Below are 22,752 nucleotides of genomic sequence, written 5' to 3'. Positions count from 1 at the left end.
CTACTGGCCCATCCCGAAGAACTGATCTGACGCTGGAGCCCGCATGTCCGCCCCGAAGCCCGAACCGATTTCCCACAACGCCGAAATGGTCATCGCCACCGTGGTCGGCGTGGGTGTGGGCCTGGGGGCCGACAATCTGCTGCTGGGCTGCGTGGTGGGTATCGGTGTCGGCATCGTGCTGAGCATCGCCAGGACCCTGTACGTGGACCGCAAGCGCCGCCGCCGTTGAGGGTATCGGCAGGGCTGCGCCCTGCACCTGCCGAAGCCGTCAAGCCAGAGCAACAGCAACAGCAACAGCGGCATTCCGTGGTTTGGCGGGGCGGTGTCGGATGGCGGGGACGCCGTGAACCCATCCATGGGGGCTTGGCAGCCGCTTGCTCGCGTGCGCATTCCTGCGCACACGGCAAGACCGGGGTTGGGCGTCCTGCCCAACCCGCCCGAGGCATGCCTCGGGCCCATGCGGCTGACACCCCGCCATCCGACACCGCCCCACCTCTGACAGATTCCGGGAGCTGTTGGTAGGTGTCGACCTTGGTCGACACATCTGTCAGATATCGATGTACAAGAATGGGGTCAGATCCGTTTTCCGTAGGAAAACGGATCTGACCCCAAGAGTCACTCCGGCAGCTCGCGAGCAACTGTCGAAGGCGGGGTGGGTCCGGTTGCGGGGGCGTGAGCCGCATGGATGCGGCGACCGAGCTTACATGGACGTACTTGCAGCGTCTCCCGCAACCGGACCCACCCCGCCATTCCTCAGCAAACCTGCTGCTGCTCCGGCTGTTGTTGTCGCTCTGGCCTCTGCGGGTGCAGGGCGCCGCCCTGCCGAACTAAACTACCCGCCGTTGTCCCTGCAGGATTGCCCATGTTCGATACCTCGCCCCAGCTCGATTGCGCCGGCCGCATCCTGCGCCTCGACCGTGCCCGGGTCATGGGCATCGTCAACGTCACCCCGGATTCGTTCTCCGATGGCGGCGCGCACGACACCACCGAGGCCGCGGTCGCACATGGCCTGAAGCTGGTCGAGGAGGGCGCGGACCTGCTCGATATCGGCGGCGAATCCACCCGCCCGGGCGCCGCGCCGGTATCGGTCGAGGAAGAGCTGCGCCGGGTGCTTCCGGTGATCGAGCAGCTGGCCGCCCGTACGCAGGTTCCGATCAGTATCGATACCTTCAAGCCGGAGGTGATGCGTGCGGCCGTGGCCGCCGGCGCGGGCATGATCAATGACATCTTCGGCCTGCGCCAGGACGGGGCGCTGGACGCCGCCGCTGCAACCGGCGTGCCGGTGGTGCTGATGCACATGCAGGGCGAGCCGGGCCACATGCAGGCTGACCCACACTACGATGACGTGGTCGCCGAGGTGCACGGTTTCCTGGTGCAGCGCCTGTTCGCTGCAGAAATGGCCGGCATTGCGAAGAAGAACCTGCTGGTCGATCTCGGTTTCGGCTTCGGCAAGACCACCGCCCACAACATGACCCTGCTGGCGCGCTCCGAGCGCTTCCTGGAACTGGGCGTGCCGATGCTGGCCGGCTTGTCGCGCAAGCGCAGCCTGGGGGAACTGACCGGCCGCGACACGCCGTCCGAACGCGTGGCCGCGTCGGTGGCCGCGCACCTGATTGCGGTGCAGCGTGGTGCGCGCATCGTGCGCGTGCATGACGTAGCCGCCACTGTGGATGCGCTGAAGATCTGGCAGGCGGTCGAGGCGGTGCCGACGCCACGCGCCGACGCCACGCCGACGATCCGCTGGCCGGACGAAGACTGATGGGCATCGACCGGCGGCCGCTGGCGATCGCCGTCATGGGGCCGACCGCCAGTGGCAAGACCGCCACCGCGATCGCCCTGGCGAAGCAGCTGGATGGCGAGATCGTCAGCGTCGATTCGGCGCTGGTGTACCGGCACCTGGATATCGGTTCGGCCAAGCCGGATGCGGCAGAGCGTGCGCAGGCGCCGCACCATCTGCTGGACCTGCGCGATCCCTGGCAGACCTACTCGGCAGCCGAATTCGCCGCCGATGCTGGCCGGGTCGTGGCCGGCATCGTGGCACGCGGCAAGATGCCGATCCTGGCCGGTGGCACTGGCCTGTACTTCCGCGCCCTGTTGCAGGGCCTGTCGCCGATGCCGGAGGCCGATCCGGCGACGCGCGAAGCACTCAGCGCCGAGGCGGCCGAGCGTGGCTGGGCGGCACTGCACGCAGAGCTGGCCCAGGTCGATCCGGCGGCGGCCGCACGCATCCATGCTACCGACCCGCAGCGCATCCAGCGGGCGCTGGAGGTCTATCGCCTGACCGGCACCCCCATCACTGAATGGCAGCGCCGGCCGGGCGTGGCGCCGTTGCCGGTGCGCACCCTCAAGCTGATCCTGGCGCCGCGTGACCGCGCGGTGCTGCACCAGCGCATCGAGGCACGCTTCGACGCCATGCTGGCGCAGGGCTTCCTCGACGAGGTGCGGGCGTTGCGCGCGATGCCGGAAATGGCTGCCGTGGAGGCGCCGCTGGACCTGCCGGCAGTGCGCGCGGTCGGCTATCGCCAGGCCTGGGAGTACCTGGACGGGGAGGGCGATGCTGCCCGCTTCCGTGACAAGGCCATCTTCGCAACCCGCCAGCTGGCCAAGCGCCAGCTGACCTGGCTGCGCGGCGAGCTTGATGCGCGCTGGTTCGACCCCCATATCGACCACGAGCGCCTTGCCGGCGCGGTGTCGACCTTCGTCGCACGCTGAACCCCCGCCAGCCGTGTAACATCATCGGTCGGCGGGCGGCTCGGGGGCCGTGGCAACCGTCGGCAACCCAATAAGAACAATAATCAGGAGTGTGCAATGTCCAAGGGGCAATCGCTGCAGGATCCTTTCTTGAACGCACTGCGGCGCGAACGCGTGCCGGTTTCGGTGTACCTGGTGAACGGCATCAAGCTGCAGGGCACGATCGAGTCGTTCGACCAGTTCGTGGTCCTGCTGCGCAACACGGTCAGTCAGATGGTCTACAAGCACGCCATTTCCACGGTCGTTCCGGCACGCAACGTGAAGGTCGGTCCGGGTGGCGGTTACGTGCAGTCGGGTGAAGGTGGTCAGGCAGGTGATGAGGCAGACGAGTAATACCGGAGCGGTGAATGTTTGACCGCTCGAAAAAGGGTGAACACGCCCTGTTGATCCAGCCCCATTTCGGCAAGCTGGAAGACGATGTGCTGGAAGAATTCGGTGATCTGGCCCGCTCGGCTGGGGCCAGCATCGCCGCGACGATCACCGCGCGCCTGGATCGTCCGAATCCGTCGACCCTGATCGGCAGCGGCAAGCTGGACGAGATCAAGGCCGCGGCCGACGCCAGCGGTGCCGATCTGATCCTGGTCAACCATGCGTTGAGCCCGGGCCAGGAGCGCAACCTGGAACGCTTCCTCGAGCGCCGGGTGATCGACCGAACCGGCCTGATCCTGGACATCTTCGCCCAGCGTGCGCACAGCCACGAAGGCAAGCTGCAGGTCGAGCTGGCGCAGCTGCGTCACCTGGCCACGCGGCTGGTGCGCGGCTGGACCCACCTGGAGCGCCAGCGCGGCGGTTCGATCGGCCTGCGCGGCCCGGGTGAAACCCAGCTGGAAACCGACCGCCGCCTGCTGCAGAAGCGGGTCGAGCAGCTGCAGAAGCGGCTGGAAAAGGTCGAGGTGCAGCGCACCCAGATGCGCCGTGCGCGCGTGCGCAGCGAGCTGCCGCGTGTCGCCCTGGTGGGCTACACCAACGCTGGCAAATCGACCCTGTTCAACGCCATGACCGGCGCTGAGGCCTACGCCGCCGACCAGCTGTTCGCAACGCTGGATCCGACCGTGCGCCGCATTGCGGTGCCCGGTGGCAACGTGGTGCTGGCCGACACCGTCGGCTTCGTCCGCGATCTGCCGCATGACCTGGTCGCTGCGTTCCGCTCGACCCTGTCCGAGGCGCGCGAGGCCGATTTCCTGCTGCATGTGGTCGACGCCGCCGATCCGCACCGCGAGGAGCGCATCGCCCAGGTGGACGAGGTGCTGACCGCGGTCGGTGCCGGTGACCTGCCGCAGCTGCTGGTGTTCAACAAGATCGACCGCATCGAAGGTGCCGACGTCCGCCACGATGGCCAGGACGGTATCCCGGATGAGTCGCGCCGGGAGCGGGTGTGGATTTCCGCGCGTGACGGGCAGGGCCTTGAGCTGCTGCAGGCAGTGCTGGGCAAGCGCCTGGGCCTGCAGCATGTCACCGGCGAACTGCGCCTGCCGCCGGATGCCGGCCGCCTGCGTGCGCGCCTGCACCAGCTGGAAGTGATCCGCAGCGAGCAGGCCGACGAAGACGGCTGGCTGCTGCAGGTCGACCTGCCGATTGCCGAAGCCGAAAAACTGGCTGCCAGTGCCGACGGCGCGCCGATCCGGGCGCTGCTGCCGGAGAAACTGCCGGAGTGGTGAGGTAGCGGCCCATGCCCGGTAGTGCCGGCCGCTGGCCGGCAGCGCAACCGTGCCGGAGGGGCGCGACATCCCGCTGTCATCTGCGGTACAACGTGCAGGTTCTTCACCCCACCGTCATGCCGATGTCCATTCCCACCGACGCTGAACTCAACGCCCAGTCCGCCGCGCTCGGGCAGCGCCTGCAGCAGGCTTCGCTGCAGCTGGTGACCGCTGAAAGCTGCAGTGGTGGCTGGATCGCCAAGTGCATGACCGATATCGCCGGTTCCTCGGCGTTCTTCGACTGCGGCATGGTGGTCTACAGCTACGAGGCCAAGCAGCGCCTGCTGGGCGTGCGTGCGCAGACGCTGGAGCAGTTCGGCGCGGTCAGCCGCGAAACCGTGCTGGAAATGGTGTCCGGTGCGCTGGTCAATTCCGGCGCCGGTATCGCCGTGGCGGTGACCGGCATCGCCGGTCCTGGTGGCGGCAGCCCGGACAAGCCTGTCGGCAGCGTCTGGATCGGCTGGAAGCGCCGCGGCGGCTACGCCCGTGCCGAGCTGTTCCAGTTCGACGGCGACCGCGAAGCCATCCGCCGGCAAACCGTGGCGGCGGCATTGCGCGGTATCGACGCCCAGCTGTGACATGCTGCTCCGGTAATCGTCCGGAGCACGCATGATGTGGGAAACGCTGGGCACGGTCCGTGACCTGGGCCGACTGCAGGAAATCGCCGTCGTCCTGATCCGCTATGGCTTCGGCGACGTGGTGCGGCGCATCGGCCTGGCCAGCACGCTGGAGCGGGCAGGGCGCCTGCTGCACTGGAACGAGGAGCGGCAGGAACTGCTGCGGATGACCGCGCCGGTGCGCGTGCGCAGCGCGATGCAGGATCTCGGCCCGACCTTCGTCAAGCTCGGCCAGGTACTGGCGACGCGCGTCGACCTGCTGCCGCCGGAATGGATCGCCGAGCTCTCTGAACTGCAGAACGCAGTGCCGGCGCTGCCGTACGCGGATATCCGCGAGCAGCTTGAGGCCGACCTTGGCGCATCGCCTTCAGAAGTGTTCGCCTTCCTCGATGAAACCCCAATGGCCGCCGCCTCGTTGGCGCAGGCCCACCGCGCGCGCCTGCATGACGGTCGCGAGGTGGTGCTGAAGGTGCGTCGCCCCGGCATCCGCGATGTGGTCGAGGCCGACCTGCGGCTGCTGGCCCGCCTGGCGGAGATCGTCGAGGCGCGCCTGCCGGACCTGCGCCGCTATCGCCCGGCCGAGGTGGTGCAGCAGTTCACCGTGTCGCTGCGTCGCGAGCTGGATTTCGCCGCCGAATGCCGCAATGCCGAGCGCATCGCGCGCAACTTCAAAGGCCGCGACGACATCCTGATTCCCGACGTGCACTGGCAGTGGACCTGCGAAAGCCTCAACGTGCAGGACTTCGTCGACGGCATTCCCGGGCGTGACCTGGCCGGCGTCGATGCGGCCGGGCTGGACCGGCGCGAACTGGCGCGGCGTGGAGCCGACATCGTGCTGAAGATGGTGCTGGAGGACGGCAGCTTCCATGCCGACCCGCACCCCGGCAACATCATCTACCTGCGTGACGGCCGGATCGGTGTGATCGATTTCGGCATGGTCGGTGCCTTGTCGGAAGTGCGGCGCTTCCAGGTCGCGCAGCTGCTGCACGGGCTGGTCGAGCAGGACCCGCAGGGTGTGGCCGACGTGCTGCTGGACTGGGCCGGCGGCGTGGAAGTGGACGAGAACCGGCTGCAGCACGACATCAGCCAGTTCGTCGACCAGTACCGTGGCGTGCCGCTGAAGGACCTGCGCATCGGTCTGATGCTGGGCGACATCACCCAGCTGCTGCGCAGCTACAGCCTGACCCTGCCGGCCGACCTGGCGCTGATGATCAAGGCGTTCCTGACCCTGGAAGGCATGGGGCGGCAGCTGGACCCGGATTTCGACATGGCCAGTGACGCGCGCCCGTTCCTGGAACGGGTGGTGCTGCAGCGCTATGCGCCCAAGGCCCTGCTCAAGCGCGGCCGGCGCAGCCTGCTGGGTCTGGTCGACTTCGCCGGTGAACTGCCACGCGACCTGCGCAAGCTGGTCCAGGCCGCCCGCCGTGGGCGCCTGCAGCTGAAGGTGGAAACCACGGCGCTGCAGGGCTTCGGCGAGCAGGTCAACCGTGCGGCGAACCGGCTGGTGATGGGCATCGTCACTGCTGCCCTGATCATCGGCTCATCCATCGTGATGCACAGTGTAGGTGGCGTCTCCAGTCGCTGGCTGCTGGCGCTGGGCGTATGCGGCTTCATCGGCGCCGGCTTCTGCGGCGTCTGGATCCTGTTTTCGATCTGGAGAAGCGGCAAACACACGTAGGCAGGTGCACGAAGTGCGCCTGTCGCGGTTCCACAGGAACCGCAGAATCGCGCAGCGATTCCTGTAGAGCCGAGCCATGCTCGGCTGCTCTTGCCCAGGTCAGCCCAGCCGTTCGCGCGATTACCGAGCACGGCTCGGCACCACAGATGCCGCCGTGTCGCCCCCGGCACTTGCAGTCCCGCTCGTTAGTAGTAATACTACTAATCATGGACCTGACCGACACCCAGCAGGCGATCCTGCAGTTGATCGCCGAGCGTATCGAGAGCGAAGGCGCGCCGCCGTCGCAGACTGAAATCGCACGTGCGTTTGGCTTCAAGGGCGTGCGCGCGGCCCAGTACCACCTGGAAGCCCTGGAGCAGGCCGGTGCGATCCGTCGCATCCCGGGCCAGGCCCGCGGCATCCGCCTGGTACAGGCGCCACCGGTCGAGAAGCTGGCCGAGCCGGGCCTGCCCGACAACGTCCTGCGCCTGCCGGTATTGGGCCGTGTCGCAGCCGGCCTGCCGATCGGTGCCGATATCGGCTCGGACGACTTCGTGGTGCTGGACCGGGTGTTCTTCTCGCCGGCACCGGATTACCTGTTGAAGGTGCAGGGCGATTCGATGATCGACGAGGGCATCTTCGACGGTGACCTGATCGGTGTGCACCGCACCCGCGATGCTCATTCCGGACAGATCGTGGTGGCCCGCATCGATGACGAGATCACCGTCAAGCTGCTGAAGATCGCCAAGGATCGTATCCGCCTGCTGCCGCGCAACCCCGACTACAAGCCGATCGAGGTGCTGCCGGATCAGGACTTCTCGATCGAGGGCCTCTATTGCGGCCTGCTGCGGCCCAACCGTTGACCCGTTCCATAGCGCATTACCCCGCGGTCTTTTGTGGCGATTCTCTGGTTCCACTGAGGTTGGTACGGATGTCCGATAATTCTTTTCAGAGCGCCGGGCAGAATCTCAGCCTGTGCGATACGTCCGACTTAAAGTGAACCCATGGCAAAGAAGACCCCCAAAGACAGCACCTCCAACGACACGACCTCTGCAAGGACCAATCCGATGGACGAGAACAAGAAGCGCGCCCTCGCTGCAGCTCTGGGCCAGATCGAAAAGCAGTTCGGCAAGGGCTCGGTGATGCGCATGGGCGACCGCGTGGTCGAACCCGTCGAAGCCATCCCGACCGGTTCGCTGATGCTCGACATCGCGCTGGGCATTGGTGGTCTGCCGAAGGGCCGTGTCGTTGAAATCTACGGGCCGGAATCCTCGGGCAAGACCACCTTGACCCTGCAGGCCATCGCCGAATGCCAGAAGATGGGCGGCACCGCGGCCTTCATCGACGCCGAGCACGCGCTGGACCCGATCTACGCCGCCAAGCTGGGCGTGAACGTGGATGACCTGCTGCTGTCGCAGCCGGATACCGGCGAGCAGGCGCTGGAAATCGCCGACATGCTCGTCCGTTCGGGTTCGGTGGACATCCTGGTGATCGACTCGGTCGCCGCGCTGACCCCGAAGGCCGAAATCGAAGGCGAGATGGGCGATCAGCTGCCGGGCCTGCAGGCCCGCCTGATGAGCCAGGCGCTGCGCAAGCTGACCGGCAACATCAAGCGCTCCAACACCCTGGTGGTCTTCATCAACCAGCTGCGCATGAAGATCGGTGTGATGATGCCGGGCCAGAGCCCGGAAACCACCACCGGCGGCAACGCGCTGAAGTTCTACGCCTCGGTGCGCCTGGACATCCGCCGCATCGGCGCGATCAAGAAGGGCGACGAGATCATCGGCAACCAGACCAAGATCAAGGTCGTCAAGAACAAGCTGGCGCCTCCGTTCAAGCAGGTCATCACCGAGATCCTGTACGGCGAAGGCATCAGCCGCGAGGGCGAGCTGATCGACATGGGTGTGGACGCCAAGCTGGTCGAGAAGGCCGGCGCCTGGTACAGCTACGGTGAGGAGCGCATCGGCCAGGGCAAGGACAACGCCCGTGGCTACCTGCGCGACAACCCGACGGTCGCTGCCAAGCTTGAAGCCGAGCTGCGCGAGAAGTTCCAGCCGACCGAAGCCAGCCGCGAGGAAGGCGACGACGAAGGCGACGACGAATAAGGCTTGCTGTGGGGCAGGGCGGCGCCGTCAGTGACGTCGCCCTGTCCCGCAGGTTCGAATCGCCCAGGGATGGGCAGGGCGCCACGGATGGCGCCACCCTTGGAGCACCGATGTCCGACGCCGACGACATTCCCACCGGCCGCAAGCGCCGGCCGCGCGAGCAGACGCCCGTGCAACGCGCTCTGGGCCTGCTGGTCCGCCGCGAGCACTCGCGCAAGGAACTCACCCGCAAGCTGACCGCACGTGGCATCGAAGATGAAGCCGCCCAGGCGGCTGTCGCCAAGCTGACCGAAGCTGGCTGGCAGGACGACACCCGTTTCGCCGAGAACCTGGTGCGGATGCGCGCCAACACCGGTTATGGCCCGATCCATGTCCGTGCCGAACTCGGTACCCACGGACTGGACAGCGCCGCGATTGCGGCGGCGATGGACAGCTATGAAGGCGACTGGCAGGAAAATGCCCGTGATCTGGTCCGCCGACGCTTCGGCGAGGCGGGTCCTCAGGACCTGACGCAGCGGCGCAAGGCCGCCGATCTGCTGGCCCGGCGGGGCTTCGACGGCGACAGCATCCGCCGTGCGACCCGCTACGATCCGGATGACTGAGACTGGCGGCGCCGGGCCTGATACCCTTTAGGTTTTCGGCGGTCCCTCGCGACCCTGGCCAACGCGGCCGGTGGTCCGGGCCCGCCGGCCCGCAGACTGCCAGCCCCCAATGAACGCATCCGCCAAATTCACGACTTCCCAGATCCGCAGCGACTTCCTTGAATTCTTCAAGGGCAAAGGCCACACCATCGTGCCGTCGGCGCCGCTGGTGCCGGGCAATGATCCGACCCTGCTGTTCACCAACTCCGGCATGGTGCAGTTCAAGGACGTGTTCCTTGGCGCGGAGAAGCGCAGCTACGTGCGCGCGGCCGACGTGCAGCGCTGCCTGCGCGCGGGCGGCAAACACAACGACCTCGACCAGGTCGGCTACACCGCACGCCACCACACCTTCTTCGAAATGCTGGGCAACTGGTCGTTCGGCGACTACTTCAAGAAGGATGCGATCGCCTGGGCCTGGGAACTGCTGACCCAGGTCTGGAAGCTGCCGGCCGAGCGCCTGCTGGTCACCGTCTACCAGACCGATGACGAAGCGTACGCACTGTGGCGCGACATGGTCGGCGTGCCGGAAGAGCGCATCGTGCGCATCGGCGACAACAAGGGCGCACCGTTCGCTTCGGACAATTTCTGGCAGATGGCCGACACCGGTCCGTGCGGCCCGTGCACCGAGATTTTCTACGACCACGGTGACCATATCGCCGGCGGCCCCCCGGGCTCCCCGGACGAGGACGGCGACCGCTTCATCGAAATCTGGAACCTGGTGTTCATGCAGTTCGACCGCCAGCCGGATGGCACCCTGGTGCCGCTGCCGGCGCCGTGCGTGGATACCGGCATGGGCCTGGAGCGCCTGGCGGCGATCCTGCAGCACGTGCACACCAACTACGAGATCGACCTGTTCCAGGCCCTGATCCGCAAAGCCAGCGAACTGACCGGCACCGCCGACCTGGAAAACAAGTCGCTGCGCGTGATCGCCGACCACATCCGTGCCTGCTCGTTCCTGATCGTCGACGGCGTGCTGCCGTCCAACGAAGGCCGCGGCTACGTGCTGCGCCGTATCATCCGCCGCGCCCTGCGCCACGGCTGGATGCTGGGCGTGCGCCAGCCGTTCTTCAGCAAGCTGGTGCCGACCCTGGTCGAGCAGATGGGCGAGGCCTACCCGGAACTGCCGGCGGCGGTGGATACCGTCACCCGTGCGCTGCAGGCCGAGGAAGAGCGTTTCGCTGAAACCCTCGATGCCGGCATGAAGATCTTCGAGGACGTGGCCGGCAAGGCCAGCAATGGTGTGATCCCGGGTGTTGACGCGTTCCGCCTGTACGACACCTATGGCTTCCCGCTCGACCTGACCCAGGACATTGCCCGCGAGCGCGACCTGACCGTCGACATTGCCGGCTTCGACGCCGCGATGGAGCAGCAGCGCGAGACCGCGCGCGCGGCCGGCAAGTTCGGTGGCGGCGTGACGCTGCCGGCCGAGCTGGTGGCGACCCTCAGCCCGACCGTGTTCCTGGGGTATGACCGCCTGCAGGCCGACGGCCTGACCGTGCTGGCCCTGCTCAAGGACGGTCGTCCGGTGCAGTCGGCCGATGCCGGTGATGCGGTCATCGTGATCACCAACCAGACTCCGTTCTACGCCGAGTCCGGCGGCCAGGTCGGCGACACCGGCGTGCTCACCGGCAACGGCGTGCGCCTGGTGGTGGAAGACACCCAGAAGTTCGCCGGCCAGTTCCATGGCCACGTCGGCACCCTGTCCGAAGGCGGCCTGAAGGTCGGTGATGTGCTGTCCGGCCAGGTCGATGGCGAGCGCCGTGGCGCCACCATCCTCAACCACTCCGCCACCCACCTGCTGCACGCCGCCCTGCGCGAAGTGCTCGGCACCCACGTGCAGCAGAAGGGCTCGCTGGTCGCGCCGGACCGCCTGCGTTTCGACTTCTCGCACTTCCAGCCGATCAGTGCGGAAGAGCTGGCGGTGATCGAACGCAAGGTCAACCAGCAGGTGCGCGCCAACAACGCCGCCGAAGTGCACACCATGGCCATGCAGGAAGCGCTGGACTTCGGCGCGATGGCCCTGTTCGGCGAGAAGTACGGCGAACACGTGCGCGTGCTGAAGATGGGGGACTACTCCACCGAGCTGTGCGGCGGTACCCACGTCAACCGCACCGGCGACATCGGCCTGTTCAAGATCACCTCCGAGGGCGGTGTGTCCGCTGGCGTGCGCCGTATCGAAGCGGTCACCGGCCAGGGCGCCCTGGACTACGTGGACGCCGAAGAGGCTCGCCTGGCCGAAGCCGCCGAACTGCTCGGCGGCAGCGCTGCCGACGTGGTCGAGAAGATCCGTGCCCTCGGCCAGCGCCAGAAGCAGCTGGAGCGCGAACTGGAAGCCGTGAAGGCCAAGGTTGCCGCCGGTGCCACGGCCGATCTGTCCGGCCAGGCGGTCGAGGTTGCCGGCGTGAAGGTGCTGGCTGCCCGCCTGGAGGGCTTCGATGCCAAGGCCCTGCGTGACGCCATGGACCGCCTGAAGCAGCAGCTGGGCGATGCGGTGATCGTGCTGGCCGGCGCCCAGGACGGCAAGGCCGCCCTGGTCGCGGGTGTGAACGGCAGCGCAATGGGCAAGGTCAAGGCCGGGGAACTGTTGTCCCATATCGCCGGTCAGATCGGGGGCAAGGGCGGCGGACGCCCGGACCTCGCCCAGGGTGGTGGCGAGGACGGGCCCGCCCTTGCCACTGCGCTGGCTGCAGTCGTCGAATGGGTCAGCCCCCGCCTGTGATGAACCTGGCCGTCCCCCTCCTTGTAGGAGCGGGACGGCTGACGGTACCATTGCGAATCTTTTCCCTTTGTCGTGGTAGCGCTTCTTGACGGAGCGTCAAGCCGGTGGGGGATACCCTTCCACACGGTTCCATGGAGACTTACAAAAATGTTGATCCTGACTCGCCGCGTCGGCGAAACCCTGATGATCGGAGACTCGGTGAGCGTCACCGTGCTTGGCGTCAAGGGTAACCAGGTGCGTATCGGCATCACCGCGCCGAAGGACGTCGCTGTGCATCGCGAAGAGATCTATCAGCGCATCCAGCGTGGTGACGAAGCCGGTGGCACCGGTAGCGAAAATTCTGCCGAATAACGCTTTACCTTCGCACTCGATTAACGTTATGATTCACGCCCCGCTGAGGTGCAACGCACCAGACGCGGAGAAAACCCCGGAGTGATGCCCGAGTGGCCGAAGGGGCTCCCCTGCTAAGGGAGTATAGGGTCAAAAGCTCTATCGAGGGTTCGAATCCCTCTCACTCCGCCAGATACAAAGAAGCGCCTGCAGATCCTCGATCTGCAGGCGTTTTTCTTTATCCGACACTCGAAAGTACAGCCGGCGTGGAGCTGGCTATCCTGGCTGATCGGTGCGGGTGGCAGGCGTTGGCATGGGCGCGGGCGTCACCGCTGGTGCCGGAGCGGGCGCACCGGGCAGCTGTGGCGGTTCAAGATAGCGAGGTGGGGTTTCCCGCCACAGCAAGTCAAGCGTGCAGTCGTTGGCACGTTCCCTGCACATTCTTTCGGCCTTCCGCTGCGCGGCGTCCGCGGTCTTCTCACCCAGTGCAAAGCCCAACGCAATCGTGCCGGTCGCTATGGCCGAATAGCCTTCGCTGCTGGTGCTGGCGGACTGACCGCAATTGCGCGATCGCGCTGCGCAGTAGTGCAGCGACTGCTGCATCGCAGTGGTGAGGGAAGATTGGTTCATCGAATAGCCGTAGCGGCCATCCTTGTCGTAGGTGATCGCAGACGCAGCACTTGCGCCTGATGAAACGGACAACAACAGTGCCAGTGAAACCGCATGCTTCCAGTTCATCACGCTCTCCTTCTCTGCCGATAGTGAATCAACCGGGGAGCCTGGCGCAACCACGCAGGGGGTGCGATGGGCGCCGCCTGCAGGCCGTCTGCCTGCAGGCGTATACCGATGCATCCGGTTGTCAGAGCTTCACCGTCACACCCACCTGGAAGCCCCGCCCGGGCAACGGTGCGATGTACTTCAACGGCGAATTGTGCGGCCGTGCTTCTTCATTGAGCAGGTTGCTGCCGTTGACGAACACCTCCACGCCGGCGATGTAGCTGTTGCGTACCGGCAGTTCGCGACTGACCTGCAGGTCGACCAGGTTGAACGCATCCAGCGGCACTTCCTCGCTCACGTTGCGGCCGAGGTACTTCTGCGTGTCGTAGTAGGTGCTGGACAGCTGCGCCTTCCAGCCCTCGCGCTGCCATTGCAGGTTGGCACCGTAGCGGTTGGTCGGCATGTTCGGCAGGTACTCGCCGTCATTGTGGGCACGCAGCGAATCGGGGCGGTCGGCCTTGTTCTTCACCAGGTCGGCGAAGGCGGACACATTCAACGTGCCGAAGCGGCCGAGGTCCAATGCCTGCGAAGCATCGATCTCGAAGCCCTTCACCGTGGTGTCGGTCTGCTTCCAGTACTTCAGCGGCAGGCGGTTGGCGGTCTGCAGGCCGGAGTAGCCGAGGTAGAGGTAGTTCTCGTACCGCATCCGGTACGCGGTGGCGGACAGCTCGAAACCACCGAGGTGGAACAGGCCGGTCAGTTCCAGGTTCTTCGCGCGTTCCGGTTCCAGATTCTGGTTGCCTTCTTCTTGGGTCATCACCGAATAGTGAGCATTGCTCGCATACAGCTCGTTGATCTCCGGTGCGCGCTGCGAGGACGAGTAGCGCACCTTGGCCGCGAACAACGGACCGAGCTCGACATACGATCCCAGGCTGTAGCTGTTGAGCCGGTAGTCACGGTCCTGCAGTTTGGTGTTGGCGGCATTGCGCGCGGTCTTGAAGCGGCTGGGCTGCAGCTTGTGGTCGATGCGCTCGTGACGCACGCCGGCATCGAAGGTAGCCCAGCCGAAGTCGAGCGTTTCCTTCAGGAACACCGCATTGCTGCGGGTGTCCACGTCCGGCAGGTAGCGCTGAGAACCACTGCCGGTGACATCACGCGACTGATGGCTGAAACCGAGCAGGCCGCTGAGCGGGCCGATGCGTTGATGGCTGAGCAGCAGCTCGGCCTGGGTGCTCTCGAAATCGTAGTCGTTGGCCTTGGTGGCGCCCAGCCGCTCGCCTGAGGTGTTGTCCAGCTTGGAAACGCGGAGTTCCGCGCGCTCGAACCACGGTAGTGGATCACGCAGCAGGGCTTCCAGCGCGTAGCGCTGTTGCTTGATCACCACGCCCACCGGCAGGCCATCGGCATAGTTGGAACCGAACGACAGGTTCTGCATCGAGAAGCCTGGAACGCCGTACTCGCTGTCCTTGGCATCAATGCTGACACCCACGTAGCCACGGTCGAAGAACAGGGTCGAGCCGAAGGCCACCTGACTGTTGCGCGCATAGCTGTTGCCCAGCCGGTGATGGTAGTCGGGCGTCACATCGTTGTTGATCTGCTTCTGCACATACGACGGCGTGCCGGGCACGTAGGCCGGGTTGACCGGATTGATGTAGGTGCGGCGCTGCCAGACCGACGTCGGATTGTTGGTGTAGAAGGAGAAATCACCATCGGCCCAGTCCGGGTTCTCGGTCATGAACTGGTCGATGTACGGCTGCGAGGCCTTGTTGTAGATCTGCTGGACGCGCGCCTCTTTCTGGCAGGCGTCGGCCAGTGCCGAATTGACGCCCCCGCCGGCCGGGAACAGCCTGGTGTTGCAGACGCTGGCCTTGCTGTTGCCGGGGATGTCGTAGTGCGAGATCCGCTGGCGCGACACCTGCAGGTTGGTGGACACGTTGCGCTGGTTGTTGAAGTTCATGCGGAAGCCCTGCGCGTCGGCCGCGTTGAAGCCCTTGCGCAGGACCAGTTCCATCGACTGGTCCTTGTCTTCCATGCTGCGCGAGATCAGGCCCGAGTCGATCTCCACGCTGCCACCGATCGCATTGCCGCCGTAGCGCACGGTGTCGGAAGACTTGTTGACGGTGACACTGCGTACGAACAGCGGATCGAACGGGATGTTGATGTCGCCGCTGATCGCGTTCATGCCCAGAATCGACTGGCCGTCCTGCAGGATCTGCACGCGGTTGCCACTGAGGCTGCGGATGACCGGGGCGCCCGCGTTCGGCCCGAAGGCGCTGCTCTGCACACCGGAGACGTGTTCGAGCAGGCCGCCGAGGGTGCGGTTCTGTGCCTGCGGATTGTCGACGGTGACCCGGCTGTCGATGCGCGAGGGTTGGGAGGCCTGGACCTGGAGGGTGGGGAGGGTGGGTTCGTTCGCGGCCTGGGCGGTGTGGACGGCGAACAGAATGGCTGCAGCAAGGAGATGGCGGCGCATGACACGATCCGTGAAGTTGATGTGAAATGTTATAACGTAACTATTTGTATCGACAAGGGCGGATTGGGCCTTGCCATCGGCACTGGATATGAGAACGGTTCTCATATGAGAATGGCGGGTGATTCTTCACGGGCGCACCATGCACAGCCTCACCCTGGCCGACCTCGACCGCCTGGGCCGCAGCAGCGGCTTCCGCTATCGGCTGCCTGCGCGGGCGGCTTCCGATCTGTCGGGCGAGGATTGCGTGGTGCAGGGCAGGGTCGAGCAGCGTCGCCTGCGTCCGGGCGTCCATCTGGCGCTGTCGGACGTGATCGCACGCCAGCCGTTCGAGGCCACCTCCGAGTCGCCGCCTGCCTTCTCGGCAATCGTGATGCTGGAGGGCCGCGCAGGTGCGCGCCTGGCGGGGCAGGCGGTGATCGGCATGGGTCCGGGCGCTGGCGCGATGGTGCGGGCCGACGCTACGCCGATGACCGCGATACACCCAGCGGGCCAACGGATGCGCAGCCTGAATGTCTCGCTGGACGCACCGGCCGAGCTGGACGATCCGATCATCACCGAACTGCTATCCGCCGCGCATCGCAGCGGTGGCCAGCAGCTGCGCAGCTGGCAGGTGCCCGGGCATCTCGAGCACGCCGCCGACCAGGTGTTGTCGGGCACCTGGCAGGGCGCAATGCATGCACTTTTGTGCGAAGGCATTGGCCTGCAGATGCTGGCCATGGCGCTGGGCGCGCCGGCACCGGAGGCATCGCCCGACCTGCGCGTTTCAGCACGTGATCGCCGCATGCTGCAGCGGGTGATCGACTGCCTGCAGGCGGCGCCGGCCGCCGACCACAGCCTGGAGGATCTGGCGCGCCTGGCCTGCATGAGCTCGAGCAGCCTGCGGCTGAAGTTCCAGCAGGTGCACCGGTGTTCGGTGTTCGCTTGGCTGCGCGAGCGGCGCCTGCAGTTGGCCTGCGAGCAGCTGCGGCAAGGCTGCAGCGTGCAGCAGGCCGCGCATTTCGTCGGCTACCGGCACGCCACCAATTTCGCGACCGCATTCCGCGCGCGCTACGGCATCGCACCCAGCGAGCTTCGCTGAGTCCGGGCCATCGTCGGCAGTGCGCATACGCCTGCTGCGTCCGCGCATACGTGTGCTCACGCTCAAATGACAATAATTCTCATCCAGCCTTTCCTTCCCGCTGGATCTCCCATGCCTGCCTGCTTCCGCCCGTGTGCCCTGGCTACCGCCATCGGCACGACCCTGGCGCTGTTCAACGCTGCCCACGCCGCCGAACGCGCCCCTGCCGCGACGACCTCCCAGCTCCCGACCGTGCAGGTCACTGCCGACCTTGATGGCAGCACCGAAACGTCGCGTTCGTACACCACCGATTCGATGGGCACGGCGACCGGGCTGTCACTGACCTCGCGGCAGACCCCGCAATCCGTCAGCGTGGTCACCCGCCAGCAGATCGAGGACCGTGGCCTGCTCAGCACCGCCGATGCCCTGGCGACCGCACCCGGCATCTCGGTCACGCGCAGCGACGCCAACCGCTATTCGTTCTCCGCACGCGGCTTCGACATCGACAACTACCAGTTCGATGGCGTGGTGATGCCGGTGTTGTCGCCATGGAACTTCGGCGAGAACAACCTGGACATGGTGGTGTACGACCGCATCGAGATCGTGCGCGGTGCCAATGGCCTGATGACCGGCGCCGGCAATCCCTCGGCGGCGGTGAACTATGTGCGCAAGCGCCCGCTGCGCGAGTTCGCTGCCAGTGGTGGCATCAGCCTCGGCAGCTGGGACGCACGGCGCGCGTGGGCGGATGTGTCCAGCCCGTTGAGCCGGGAAGGACGCGTGCGTGGTCGCCTGGTGGCCGCGCACGCAGAGGGTGACAGCTACACCGCCGGCCTGGACAGCACCGCAAGGACACTCTACGGCGTGGTCAGTGTGGATCTGGGCGAGGACACCGGATTGATCGCCGGTATCTCCTACCAGGGCAGCGACAACCGTGGCTTCGGCAGCGGCTTCGCGTTGTTCAACGCCGACGGCACGCGTACCCGCTTCGACCGCTCGGTATCGGCCACCGCGCCGTGGGCACGGATGACCACCGATACCCGCAACGGCTTCTTCGACTTCAACCATCGCTTCGGTAACGACTGGCAGGCACGCGTGTCCTACAGCCGCTCGCATACCGACATGGAGATGAAGCATCTCTACCGGGGCGGCTATCCCGATCCGGTGACCGGGGCGATGCCCACTGGCAACAGCTTCACCCGCTACGACGGTCCGGTGCGCCGCGAAGCGATCAGCGCCAGCCTGACCGGTCCGTTCCAGCTGTTCGGCCGCCAGCACACGGCGTCCATCGGCTGGTCGCGTTCGCGTGACGAGATCGCGCTCGGCCAGTACCGCGCGCTGGCGCCGCTGCCGCCGTTGGCCAGCTATCTGGACTGGCACGGGCCGGGCACGCCGGAGCCGACGTGGGCCAGCAGCAAGACCCAGGCCGATGACCTGGACAACCATCAGAGCGGTGCCTACGCGGTGGCGCGCTTGTCGCTGGCCGATCCGCTGCACGTGATCGTCGGTGCCCGCCTGAGCAACTGGGAGACCGATCAGGTCTACTTCGGCGCCAAGCGGAAGTACCGCTACCGCAACGAGTTCGTACCGTATGCAGGCGTGGTCTGGGACCTCAACGGCTACAGCAGCGTGTACGCCAGCTACACCGGCATCTTCAAGCCGCAGAACAACCGCAATGAATCCGGACAGATCCTCGACCCGGTCAGCGGCCGCAGCTACGAGCTGGGCCTCAAGGGCAGCTGGCTGCAGGAACGCTTGAATGCGTCGGCGGCATTGTTCCGCACCCAACAGGACAACCTGGCCGAAGCCACCGGTGGGTTGGTTGAAGGCAGCACACAAGCGGCCTACCGCGCGGTGAAGGGCGCAACCGTGGACGGCCTGGAGCTGGAACTGGCCGGCGAGCCGCTGCCGGGCTGGAGCCTGGGCACCAGCTTCACCACCTTCATCGCGCAGGACGCGCAGGGCCGTGCGATCAACACTGCCAAGCCGCGCAGCCTGTTCAAGCTGTTCACCACCTGGCGGCTGCCGGGTGCCTGGGACCGGCTGACGATCGGCGGTGGCGTGGACTGGCAGAACCGCATGTACCAGACCGCCACCGCGCCCGGGAATCGCCGGGTGCCGGTGGAGCAGCCCGCCTACGCGCTGGTCAACCTGATGGCGCGCTACCAGTTCAGTTCCAATGTGTCGGCGGCGGTCAACATCAACAACCTGTTTGACCGCCACTACTACTCGCAGATCGGCTTCTACAACCAGGGCTGGTACGGCGCGCCGCGAAACGTGATGTTCACGCTGAAGGTCGGCTATTGAGGCGGCAGTGGCGAGGTTCAGGGATCCAGTGGATCCATCGGGTCGATGCGAAGTGATTCGGGCGCTGGCACGAAGGTGATCGCGTACGCTGAAATGCGTGAACCGACCTTGCCGGGAACGTAGCCCAGCTCACGGCGGTTGCGGTCACTGAACCCGCTGCTGGCGACCGAATCGATATGCGACGGACTGCTCACCACCAGTGCCGGTTGCCGCGGCGGTGCCTGCAGGGCCGCCAGCAGCCGGGCTGCATTGCGCAGGTTGGTGGTGGTGTGGCGGGCATACGGTTCGATGATGATCGCATCTGCGGGAATGCCGAAGCGCGCGATCAGCGCTTCGCGCATCTGCACCGCTTCGACGCTGCGGGTGCCGCGTGGATGCACGGCGCCACCGGAGACGATGATGAAAGGTGCATCGCCCGCCGCATAGCGCTGCGCAGCGGCCTTCAGGCGCAGCTTGCTGCCAGCGCTGAGCGGGGTGGTCAGCTCGTCCGGGCCCTGCCCAAGCACGATGATCGATGTGTACGGATGCGCGGACCAATCGAGCTGCCGCGCGCGCGCGAATGGCGCGGCGTTCATTCCCGCGTTGATGGGCTCGAAGCGGATCGCGTCGAGGCGATCATTGGCATCGAGCAGGCCCACCGCCACCGCGATGCTGCGATCGAATGCGGTGTAGGCCGCGCTGGCGTCCACTTCGCTCATCTGCATGGCAATGGCAACATCGCCGGCCAGTCGCGTGCTGCCCGCCGCACCGACCGGGCCGTCGATGGCGTCGTAGCGGGGCGGCTGGCCGTGGCCGTAGACGGAGAGGATGTTGTTGAGGCCCGCAAGCTCTCTTTCGATGGCATCGGCGCGTGCCGGAACCGCGGTGGTCAGCAGGCCTGCCTGCGCCGGCGTCCAGTGTGCCGCCTCGAGTGTGCAGGCCGCCGTCCGGCAGCCAGTCATGCGCTGGGTGCGTTCGACCATGAGGGCGCGCGCAGGGGCGGGCAGTGCGTCGTGCTTCAGCTGCACCAGGGTTGGAAACAAGCGCCCGGCCAGTGCCGTGCTGTCGTGGTCGTCGGCTGCCGCCGCAAGCGGCAGCGCTGCCGTGGCAAGCAGGGCGAGGGACAAGCTCAATCGTCGATGCATCACCAGCTCCTGCTGACCATCAGGCGGACGTTGCGGCCGAACAGCGGCCGTCCATAGATTGCCTCGGCCGAACCCTGTCCGGCCAGGGCGTCGGTGCGGGTGTTGCCCTCGGTGAGCCCCTTTTCATTGGTCAGGTTGTCGCCCACCAGCTGTGCGCCCCAGTTGCCGCGCTTCCATGAAACGCCCAGGCCCAGGGTCTGGTAGGCAGGCAGCGCTGTCTGGTTGAACAGATCGACGTAGGACTTGCCGACTACGTCATAGCGCAGCCAGGTCTCGAACTGGTCCTGGCCGTGCTGGAAACTGAAAGTCGGTCGCAGGTTGCCGTAGAGCTTGGGTTCGCGAACGATCTGCTTGCCATTGACCGCCGCCGGATCGGCACCGGAATCGTTCTGCAGGCTGTCGTACTGCGGATCGCTGACCGTGATCGAACCGGCGATGCTGAACCAGTCCAGCGGTCGGAACAGGCCATCCAGTTCGATGCCCTTGGAGACGGCGGTACCGATGAAGGGCACCGACTGGTCATTGCGGCCGGTCGTCGGATTGAAGGCAACGAAGGACGCGTTGAGTGGATCGAACTTCGTATAGAACGCGGTCAGGTACAGGTAGGACCGGCCAAAAGCCGCCTTCAGGCCCAGCTCGTACTGGTCCAGCTGGGTCTGCACGATGGTCGGATCGATCGAGCGCGCCACCGACGAATTGGGAACGATCTCCATGTGCGACACGCGGGCGTAGGCGCCCACTGCAGGGGTGAAGTCGAAGTTCGCACCGACCGTCCAGTTGGTGGCGGACGGATTCAGGCGATGGTTCTGGACGACGCCGGTGAACCGGCGTGTGGTGTTGTCGGCCAGTGTGCTGCGATCGCCGAGGTCGACCTGGGCGGTCTGCTCCGCATAGCCTTCATAGCGGTAGCGTTCATGGCGGATACCGGCATCAAGCTTGAAGCGGTCCGTCAGTGCCCACGTGTCATTGGCGTAGACCGCGAACATGCGGGCATCGACCTTGCCGCGATTGAGGGTGGTGGTATAGCGCAGCGTGCCCTTGTCGGTGACATATCCCAGCGGCGTGCCATCGTTGCCGTAGGCGACCAGATCCAGCAGGCGTGGCTTGCCGCGCATCTCCATCAGCATGTCCTGGTACAGGCTGAAGGACGTGGTGCCGAAGAAGGCGGTGTACGCACCGATGTTCAGGTCGTGGCTGCCCCAGGCCGTTTCAAACAGCCGTGTCGCACTGAAGTCGGCCTGGCCGGAGTAGAAGTCCGAATCTGCGGCGCGGTACTGGGCCGAGATCACCAGGCCGGAGTCGGCGTAGGGATCGTAGGCGCTGGTGCCATTGCTGCCGGCCAGTGCGTAGCCCATCCGCGCGACGCCGGCACCGAAGGCGCTGCGGGCCGCGCCCAGATAGCCGTTGGCGAAAGTGCGTGCGTCGACCGGGTTGGTGGTCGAGTACAGCGCGTCGAAGGTATTGCGGCCCTTGGTGTAGCCGGTTTTCAGCGAGATCGTCCAATCGCTGGCGGTGTTCTCGTACTGGAAGCCGATGTTGCCGAAGCGCATGTGGCGGCCATCGGCCAGGTCGCGGTTCATGCCCTGCAGGACACCGCCGCCATCGAGGTACTTCAGGTTGACGCTGCGCAGCGACGGCGAGTTCAGCGTACCGTCGAAGTAGTCGATGTACGGATCCAGCGACACGCTGGGATTGCGAGGGTCGGCGACCGGGATCGGCAGGTAGAACGTATTGTGGTCGTCAACGAAGGTGCCGCTGACCTTGAACCAGCTGGTGTCGTCGAAGTAGTGCTTGATGTTGCCGCGGATCTGCCCGCCCTTGTCGTTCGGGAAGCCGTTGTCGCGGTAGCCATCGTGCTGGCGCAGGAAGCCACCGACGGCGTAGAAGGTGTCCTTGCCCAGCGCGCCGGACTGGTACATCTCGCCGCGGTACAGCCCGGTATCGCCGATGGTCAGCTGCGCCTTGCCGTGGGTCTCTTCCGAGCCTTCGGCCAGGATGTTGTTGACGATGGCGCCGCCGCTGCTCGCGTAGATGGGCGCCGGGCCCCCACGTACGATCTCCACCCGTTGGTTCATCACGTCGAACCGGTTCATGCCGTCGCCGGAATTGAAGAAGTGGCCATCCAGCTCCTGGTAGAGCGGCAGGCCGTCCTGCTGGAAGGCGATGAAGCCACGATCGGTGGGAATGCCGCGCAGCCGGGTGATGTTCTGCACCTCGCCGCCGGTGGCCTCGACATGGATGCCGGGAACCGAGCCGAGCAGGTCGGCGTAGCTTTTCGGTGCGAGCTTCTGCACGTCTTCGCGGCTGAGTGAATTGACGGCGAAGGACGCATCGAAGCGACGCTGGGTGCGTGCCGCACCGGTGACCACCACCGCATCCAGCGTTGCAGCGTCGGCGCTGTCCTTGTTCTGGACGGGGGCGTCCTGCGCAGACGCGCTGCCGTGCAGGGAGATCAGGGCCAGGGAGATGCCCAGGACCAGGGGGCTGATGTTCATCGGAGGGCGGCCATGCAGGGAAGGGGGACCGCTGCACGGTAGGTCCGGGCGATGACGGAATTGTT

18 protein-coding genes and 1 tRNA gene are annotated in these 22,752 nt (G+C 66.0%); 15 read left to right on the top strand and 4 right to left on the bottom strand.

What is annotated here, in order from left to right:
* Nucleotides 1-43 precede the first annotated feature (43 nt).
* The 13 genes from D5301_RS06310 (at nt 44) to D5301_RS06250 (ending at nt 12,709) form a co-directional block, all read left to right on the top strand.
* Nucleotides 44-229 (top strand): hypothetical protein, encoded by a 186-nt coding sequence (locus D5301_RS06310; protein ID WP_110711848.1) that lies wholly within the window; start codon nt 44-46, stop codon nt 227-229.
* 633 nt (nt 230-862) lie between these two features.
* The gene (gene folP, locus D5301_RS06305) at nt 863-1,759 is read left to right on the top strand and encodes a dihydropteroate synthase (protein WP_153855157.1); all 897 of its coding nucleotides are present in this window, start codon (nt 863-865) and stop codon (nt 1,757-1,759) included.
* The gene (miaA, locus tag D5301_RS06300; protein ID WP_153855156.1) at nt 1,759-2,712 is read left to right on the top strand and encodes a tRNA (adenosine(37)-N6)-dimethylallyltransferase MiaA; all 954 of its coding nucleotides are present in this window, start codon (nt 1,759-1,761) and stop codon (nt 2,710-2,712) included. Before folP ends, miaA begins: the two co-directional genes overlap by 1 nt.
* Before the next feature lie 96 nt (nt 2,713-2,808).
* Nucleotides 2,809-3,084, top strand: coding sequence for an RNA chaperone Hfq (hfq, locus tag D5301_RS06295; RefSeq protein ID WP_004152891.1), 276 nt, complete (start codon nt 2,809-2,811; stop codon nt 3,082-3,084).
* Between the two features lie 14 nt (nt 3,085-3,098).
* The gene (hflX, locus tag D5301_RS06290; RefSeq protein ID WP_032128411.1) at nt 3,099-4,409 is read left to right on the top strand and encodes a ribosome rescue GTPase HflX; all 1,311 of its coding nucleotides are present in this window, start codon (nt 3,099-3,101) and stop codon (nt 4,407-4,409) included.
* A gap of 122 nt (nt 4,410-4,531) precedes the next feature.
* On the top strand, nt 4,532-5,026 hold the full coding sequence (locus D5301_RS06285) for a nicotinamide-nucleotide amidohydrolase family protein (RefSeq protein ID WP_010484249.1): 495 nt from the start codon (nt 4,532-4,534) through the stop codon (nt 5,024-5,026).
* A gap of 34 nt (nt 5,027-5,060) precedes the next feature.
* A complete protein-coding gene (ubiB, locus tag D5301_RS06280) occupies nt 5,061-6,743 on the top strand; it encodes a 2-polyprenylphenol 6-hydroxylase (protein WP_153855255.1) in 1,683 nt (560 codons plus the stop codon).
* Nucleotides 6,744-6,949: 206 nt separating this feature from the next.
* Complete coding sequence (gene lexA / locus D5301_RS06275; protein WP_110711851.1) at nt 6,950-7,585, top strand: transcriptional repressor LexA; 636 nt, start codon at nt 6,950-6,952, stop codon at nt 7,583-7,585.
* A gap of 204 nt (nt 7,586-7,789) precedes the next feature.
* Entirely contained in the window at nt 7,790-8,827 is a 1,038-nt protein-coding gene (gene recA, locus D5301_RS06270; protein ID WP_010484252.1) for a recombinase RecA, read from the top strand.
* A gap of 110 nt (nt 8,828-8,937) precedes the next feature.
* Nucleotides 8,938-9,429 (top strand): recombination regulator RecX, encoded by a 492-nt coding sequence (recX, locus tag D5301_RS06265; protein WP_014036760.1) that lies wholly within the window; start codon nt 8,938-8,940, stop codon nt 9,427-9,429.
* Nucleotides 9,430-9,538: 109 nt separating this feature from the next.
* Entirely contained in the window at nt 9,539-12,187 is a 2,649-nt protein-coding gene (gene alaS, locus D5301_RS06260; RefSeq protein WP_153855155.1) for an alanine--tRNA ligase, read from the top strand.
* A gap of 147 nt (nt 12,188-12,334) precedes the next feature.
* Entirely contained in the window at nt 12,335-12,538 is a 204-nt protein-coding gene (csrA, locus tag D5301_RS06255) for a carbon storage regulator CsrA (RefSeq protein ID WP_004152909.1), read from the top strand.
* A gap of 78 nt (nt 12,539-12,616) precedes the next feature.
* Nucleotides 12,617-12,709, top strand: a tRNA-Ser gene (locus D5301_RS06250).
* 84 nt (nt 12,710-12,793) lie between these two features.
* Here the strand turns inward: D5301_RS06250 and D5301_RS06245 are convergent.
* The gene (locus tag D5301_RS06245) at nt 12,794-13,255 is read right to left on the bottom strand and encodes a DUF4189 domain-containing protein (protein ID WP_153855154.1); all 462 of its coding nucleotides are present in this window, start codon (nt 13,253-13,255) and stop codon (nt 12,794-12,796) included.
* Nucleotides 13,256-13,376: 121 nt separating this feature from the next.
* A complete protein-coding gene (locus tag D5301_RS06240; protein WP_153855153.1) occupies nt 13,377-15,707 on the bottom strand; it encodes a TonB-dependent receptor in 2,331 nt (776 codons plus the stop codon).
* A gap of 139 nt (nt 15,708-15,846) precedes the next feature.
* Here D5301_RS06240 and D5301_RS06235 point away from each other — a divergent pair, with 139 nt between their 5' ends.
* Both D5301_RS06235 and D5301_RS06230 read left to right on the top strand, forming a co-directional pair.
* Nucleotides 15,847-16,785 (top strand): helix-turn-helix transcriptional regulator, encoded by a 939-nt coding sequence (locus tag D5301_RS06235; protein WP_153855152.1) that lies wholly within the window; start codon nt 15,847-15,849, stop codon nt 16,783-16,785.
* A gap of 111 nt (nt 16,786-16,896) precedes the next feature.
* On the top strand, nt 16,897-19,068 hold the full coding sequence (locus tag D5301_RS06230; protein WP_153855151.1) for a TonB-dependent siderophore receptor: 2,172 nt from the start codon (nt 16,897-16,899) through the stop codon (nt 19,066-19,068).
* 17 nt (nt 19,069-19,085) lie between these two features.
* Here the strand turns inward: D5301_RS06230 and D5301_RS06225 are convergent, their stop codons facing one another.
* Together D5301_RS06225 and D5301_RS06220 are read right to left on the bottom strand one after the other, a co-directional pair.
* Nucleotides 19,086-20,192, bottom strand: a complete 1,107-nt coding sequence (locus tag D5301_RS06225) for a YdcF family protein (protein ID WP_110711889.1) — start codon at nt 20,190-20,192, stop codon at nt 19,086-19,088.
* Entirely contained in the window at nt 20,192-22,687 is a 2,496-nt protein-coding gene (locus tag D5301_RS06220) for a TonB-dependent receptor (RefSeq protein ID WP_153855150.1), read from the bottom strand. Before D5301_RS06220 ends, D5301_RS06225 begins: the two co-directional genes overlap by 1 nt.
* Nucleotides 22,688-22,752: the final 65 nt, after the last annotated feature.

This window comes from Stenotrophomonas sp. MH181796 (genome assembly GCF_009659995.1).
GTDB classification, from domain to species: Bacteria; Pseudomonadota; Gammaproteobacteria; order Xanthomonadales; family Xanthomonadaceae; genus Stenotrophomonas; species Stenotrophomonas riyadhensis.
Note: the sequence above shows the minus strand (reverse complement) of the source record. Positions and strands in the feature narration are given on the sequence as shown.

Coding starts and splice junctions, on each gene's coding strand:
- D5301_RS06310 (WP_110711848.1), top strand. CDS start 44: ATGTCCGCCCCGAAGCCCGAACCGATTTCCCACAACGCCGAAATGGTC.
- folP (WP_153855157.1), top strand. CDS start 863: ATGTTCGATACCTCGCCCCAGCTCGATTGCGCCGGCCGCATCCTGCGC.
- miaA (WP_153855156.1), top strand. CDS start 1,759: ATGGGCATCGACCGGCGGCCGCTGGCGATCGCCGTCATGGGGCCGACC.
- hfq (WP_004152891.1), top strand. CDS start 2,809: ATGTCCAAGGGGCAATCGCTGCAGGATCCTTTCTTGAACGCACTGCGG.
- hflX (WP_032128411.1), top strand. CDS start 3,099: ATGTTTGACCGCTCGAAAAAGGGTGAACACGCCCTGTTGATCCAGCCC.
- D5301_RS06285 (WP_010484249.1), top strand. CDS start 4,532: ATGTCCATTCCCACCGACGCTGAACTCAACGCCCAGTCCGCCGCGCTC.
- ubiB (WP_153855255.1), top strand. CDS start 5,061: ATGTGGGAAACGCTGGGCACGGTCCGTGACCTGGGCCGACTGCAGGAA.
- lexA (WP_110711851.1), top strand. CDS start 6,950: ATGGACCTGACCGACACCCAGCAGGCGATCCTGCAGTTGATCGCCGAG.
- recA (WP_010484252.1), top strand. CDS start 7,790: ATGGACGAGAACAAGAAGCGCGCCCTCGCTGCAGCTCTGGGCCAGATC.
- recX (WP_014036760.1), top strand. CDS start 8,938: ATGTCCGACGCCGACGACATTCCCACCGGCCGCAAGCGCCGGCCGCGC.
- alaS (WP_153855155.1), top strand. CDS start 9,539: ATGAACGCATCCGCCAAATTCACGACTTCCCAGATCCGCAGCGACTTC.
- csrA (WP_004152909.1), top strand. CDS start 12,335: ATGTTGATCCTGACTCGCCGCGTCGGCGAAACCCTGATGATCGGAGAC.
- D5301_RS06245 (WP_153855154.1), bottom strand. CDS start 13,255: ATGAACTGGAAGCATGCGGTTTCACTGGCACTGTTGTTGTCCGTTTCA.
- D5301_RS06240 (WP_153855153.1), bottom strand. CDS start 15,707: ATGCGCCGCCATCTCCTTGCTGCAGCCATTCTGTTCGCCGTCCACACC.
- D5301_RS06235 (WP_153855152.1), top strand. CDS start 15,847: ATGCACAGCCTCACCCTGGCCGACCTCGACCGCCTGGGCCGCAGCAGC.
- D5301_RS06230 (WP_153855151.1), top strand. CDS start 16,897: ATGCCTGCCTGCTTCCGCCCGTGTGCCCTGGCTACCGCCATCGGCACG.
- D5301_RS06225 (WP_110711889.1), bottom strand. CDS start 20,192: ATGCATCGACGATTGAGCTTGTCCCTCGCCCTGCTTGCCACGGCAGCG.
- D5301_RS06220 (WP_153855150.1), bottom strand. CDS start 22,687: ATGAACATCAGCCCCCTGGTCCTGGGCATCTCCCTGGCCCTGATCTCC.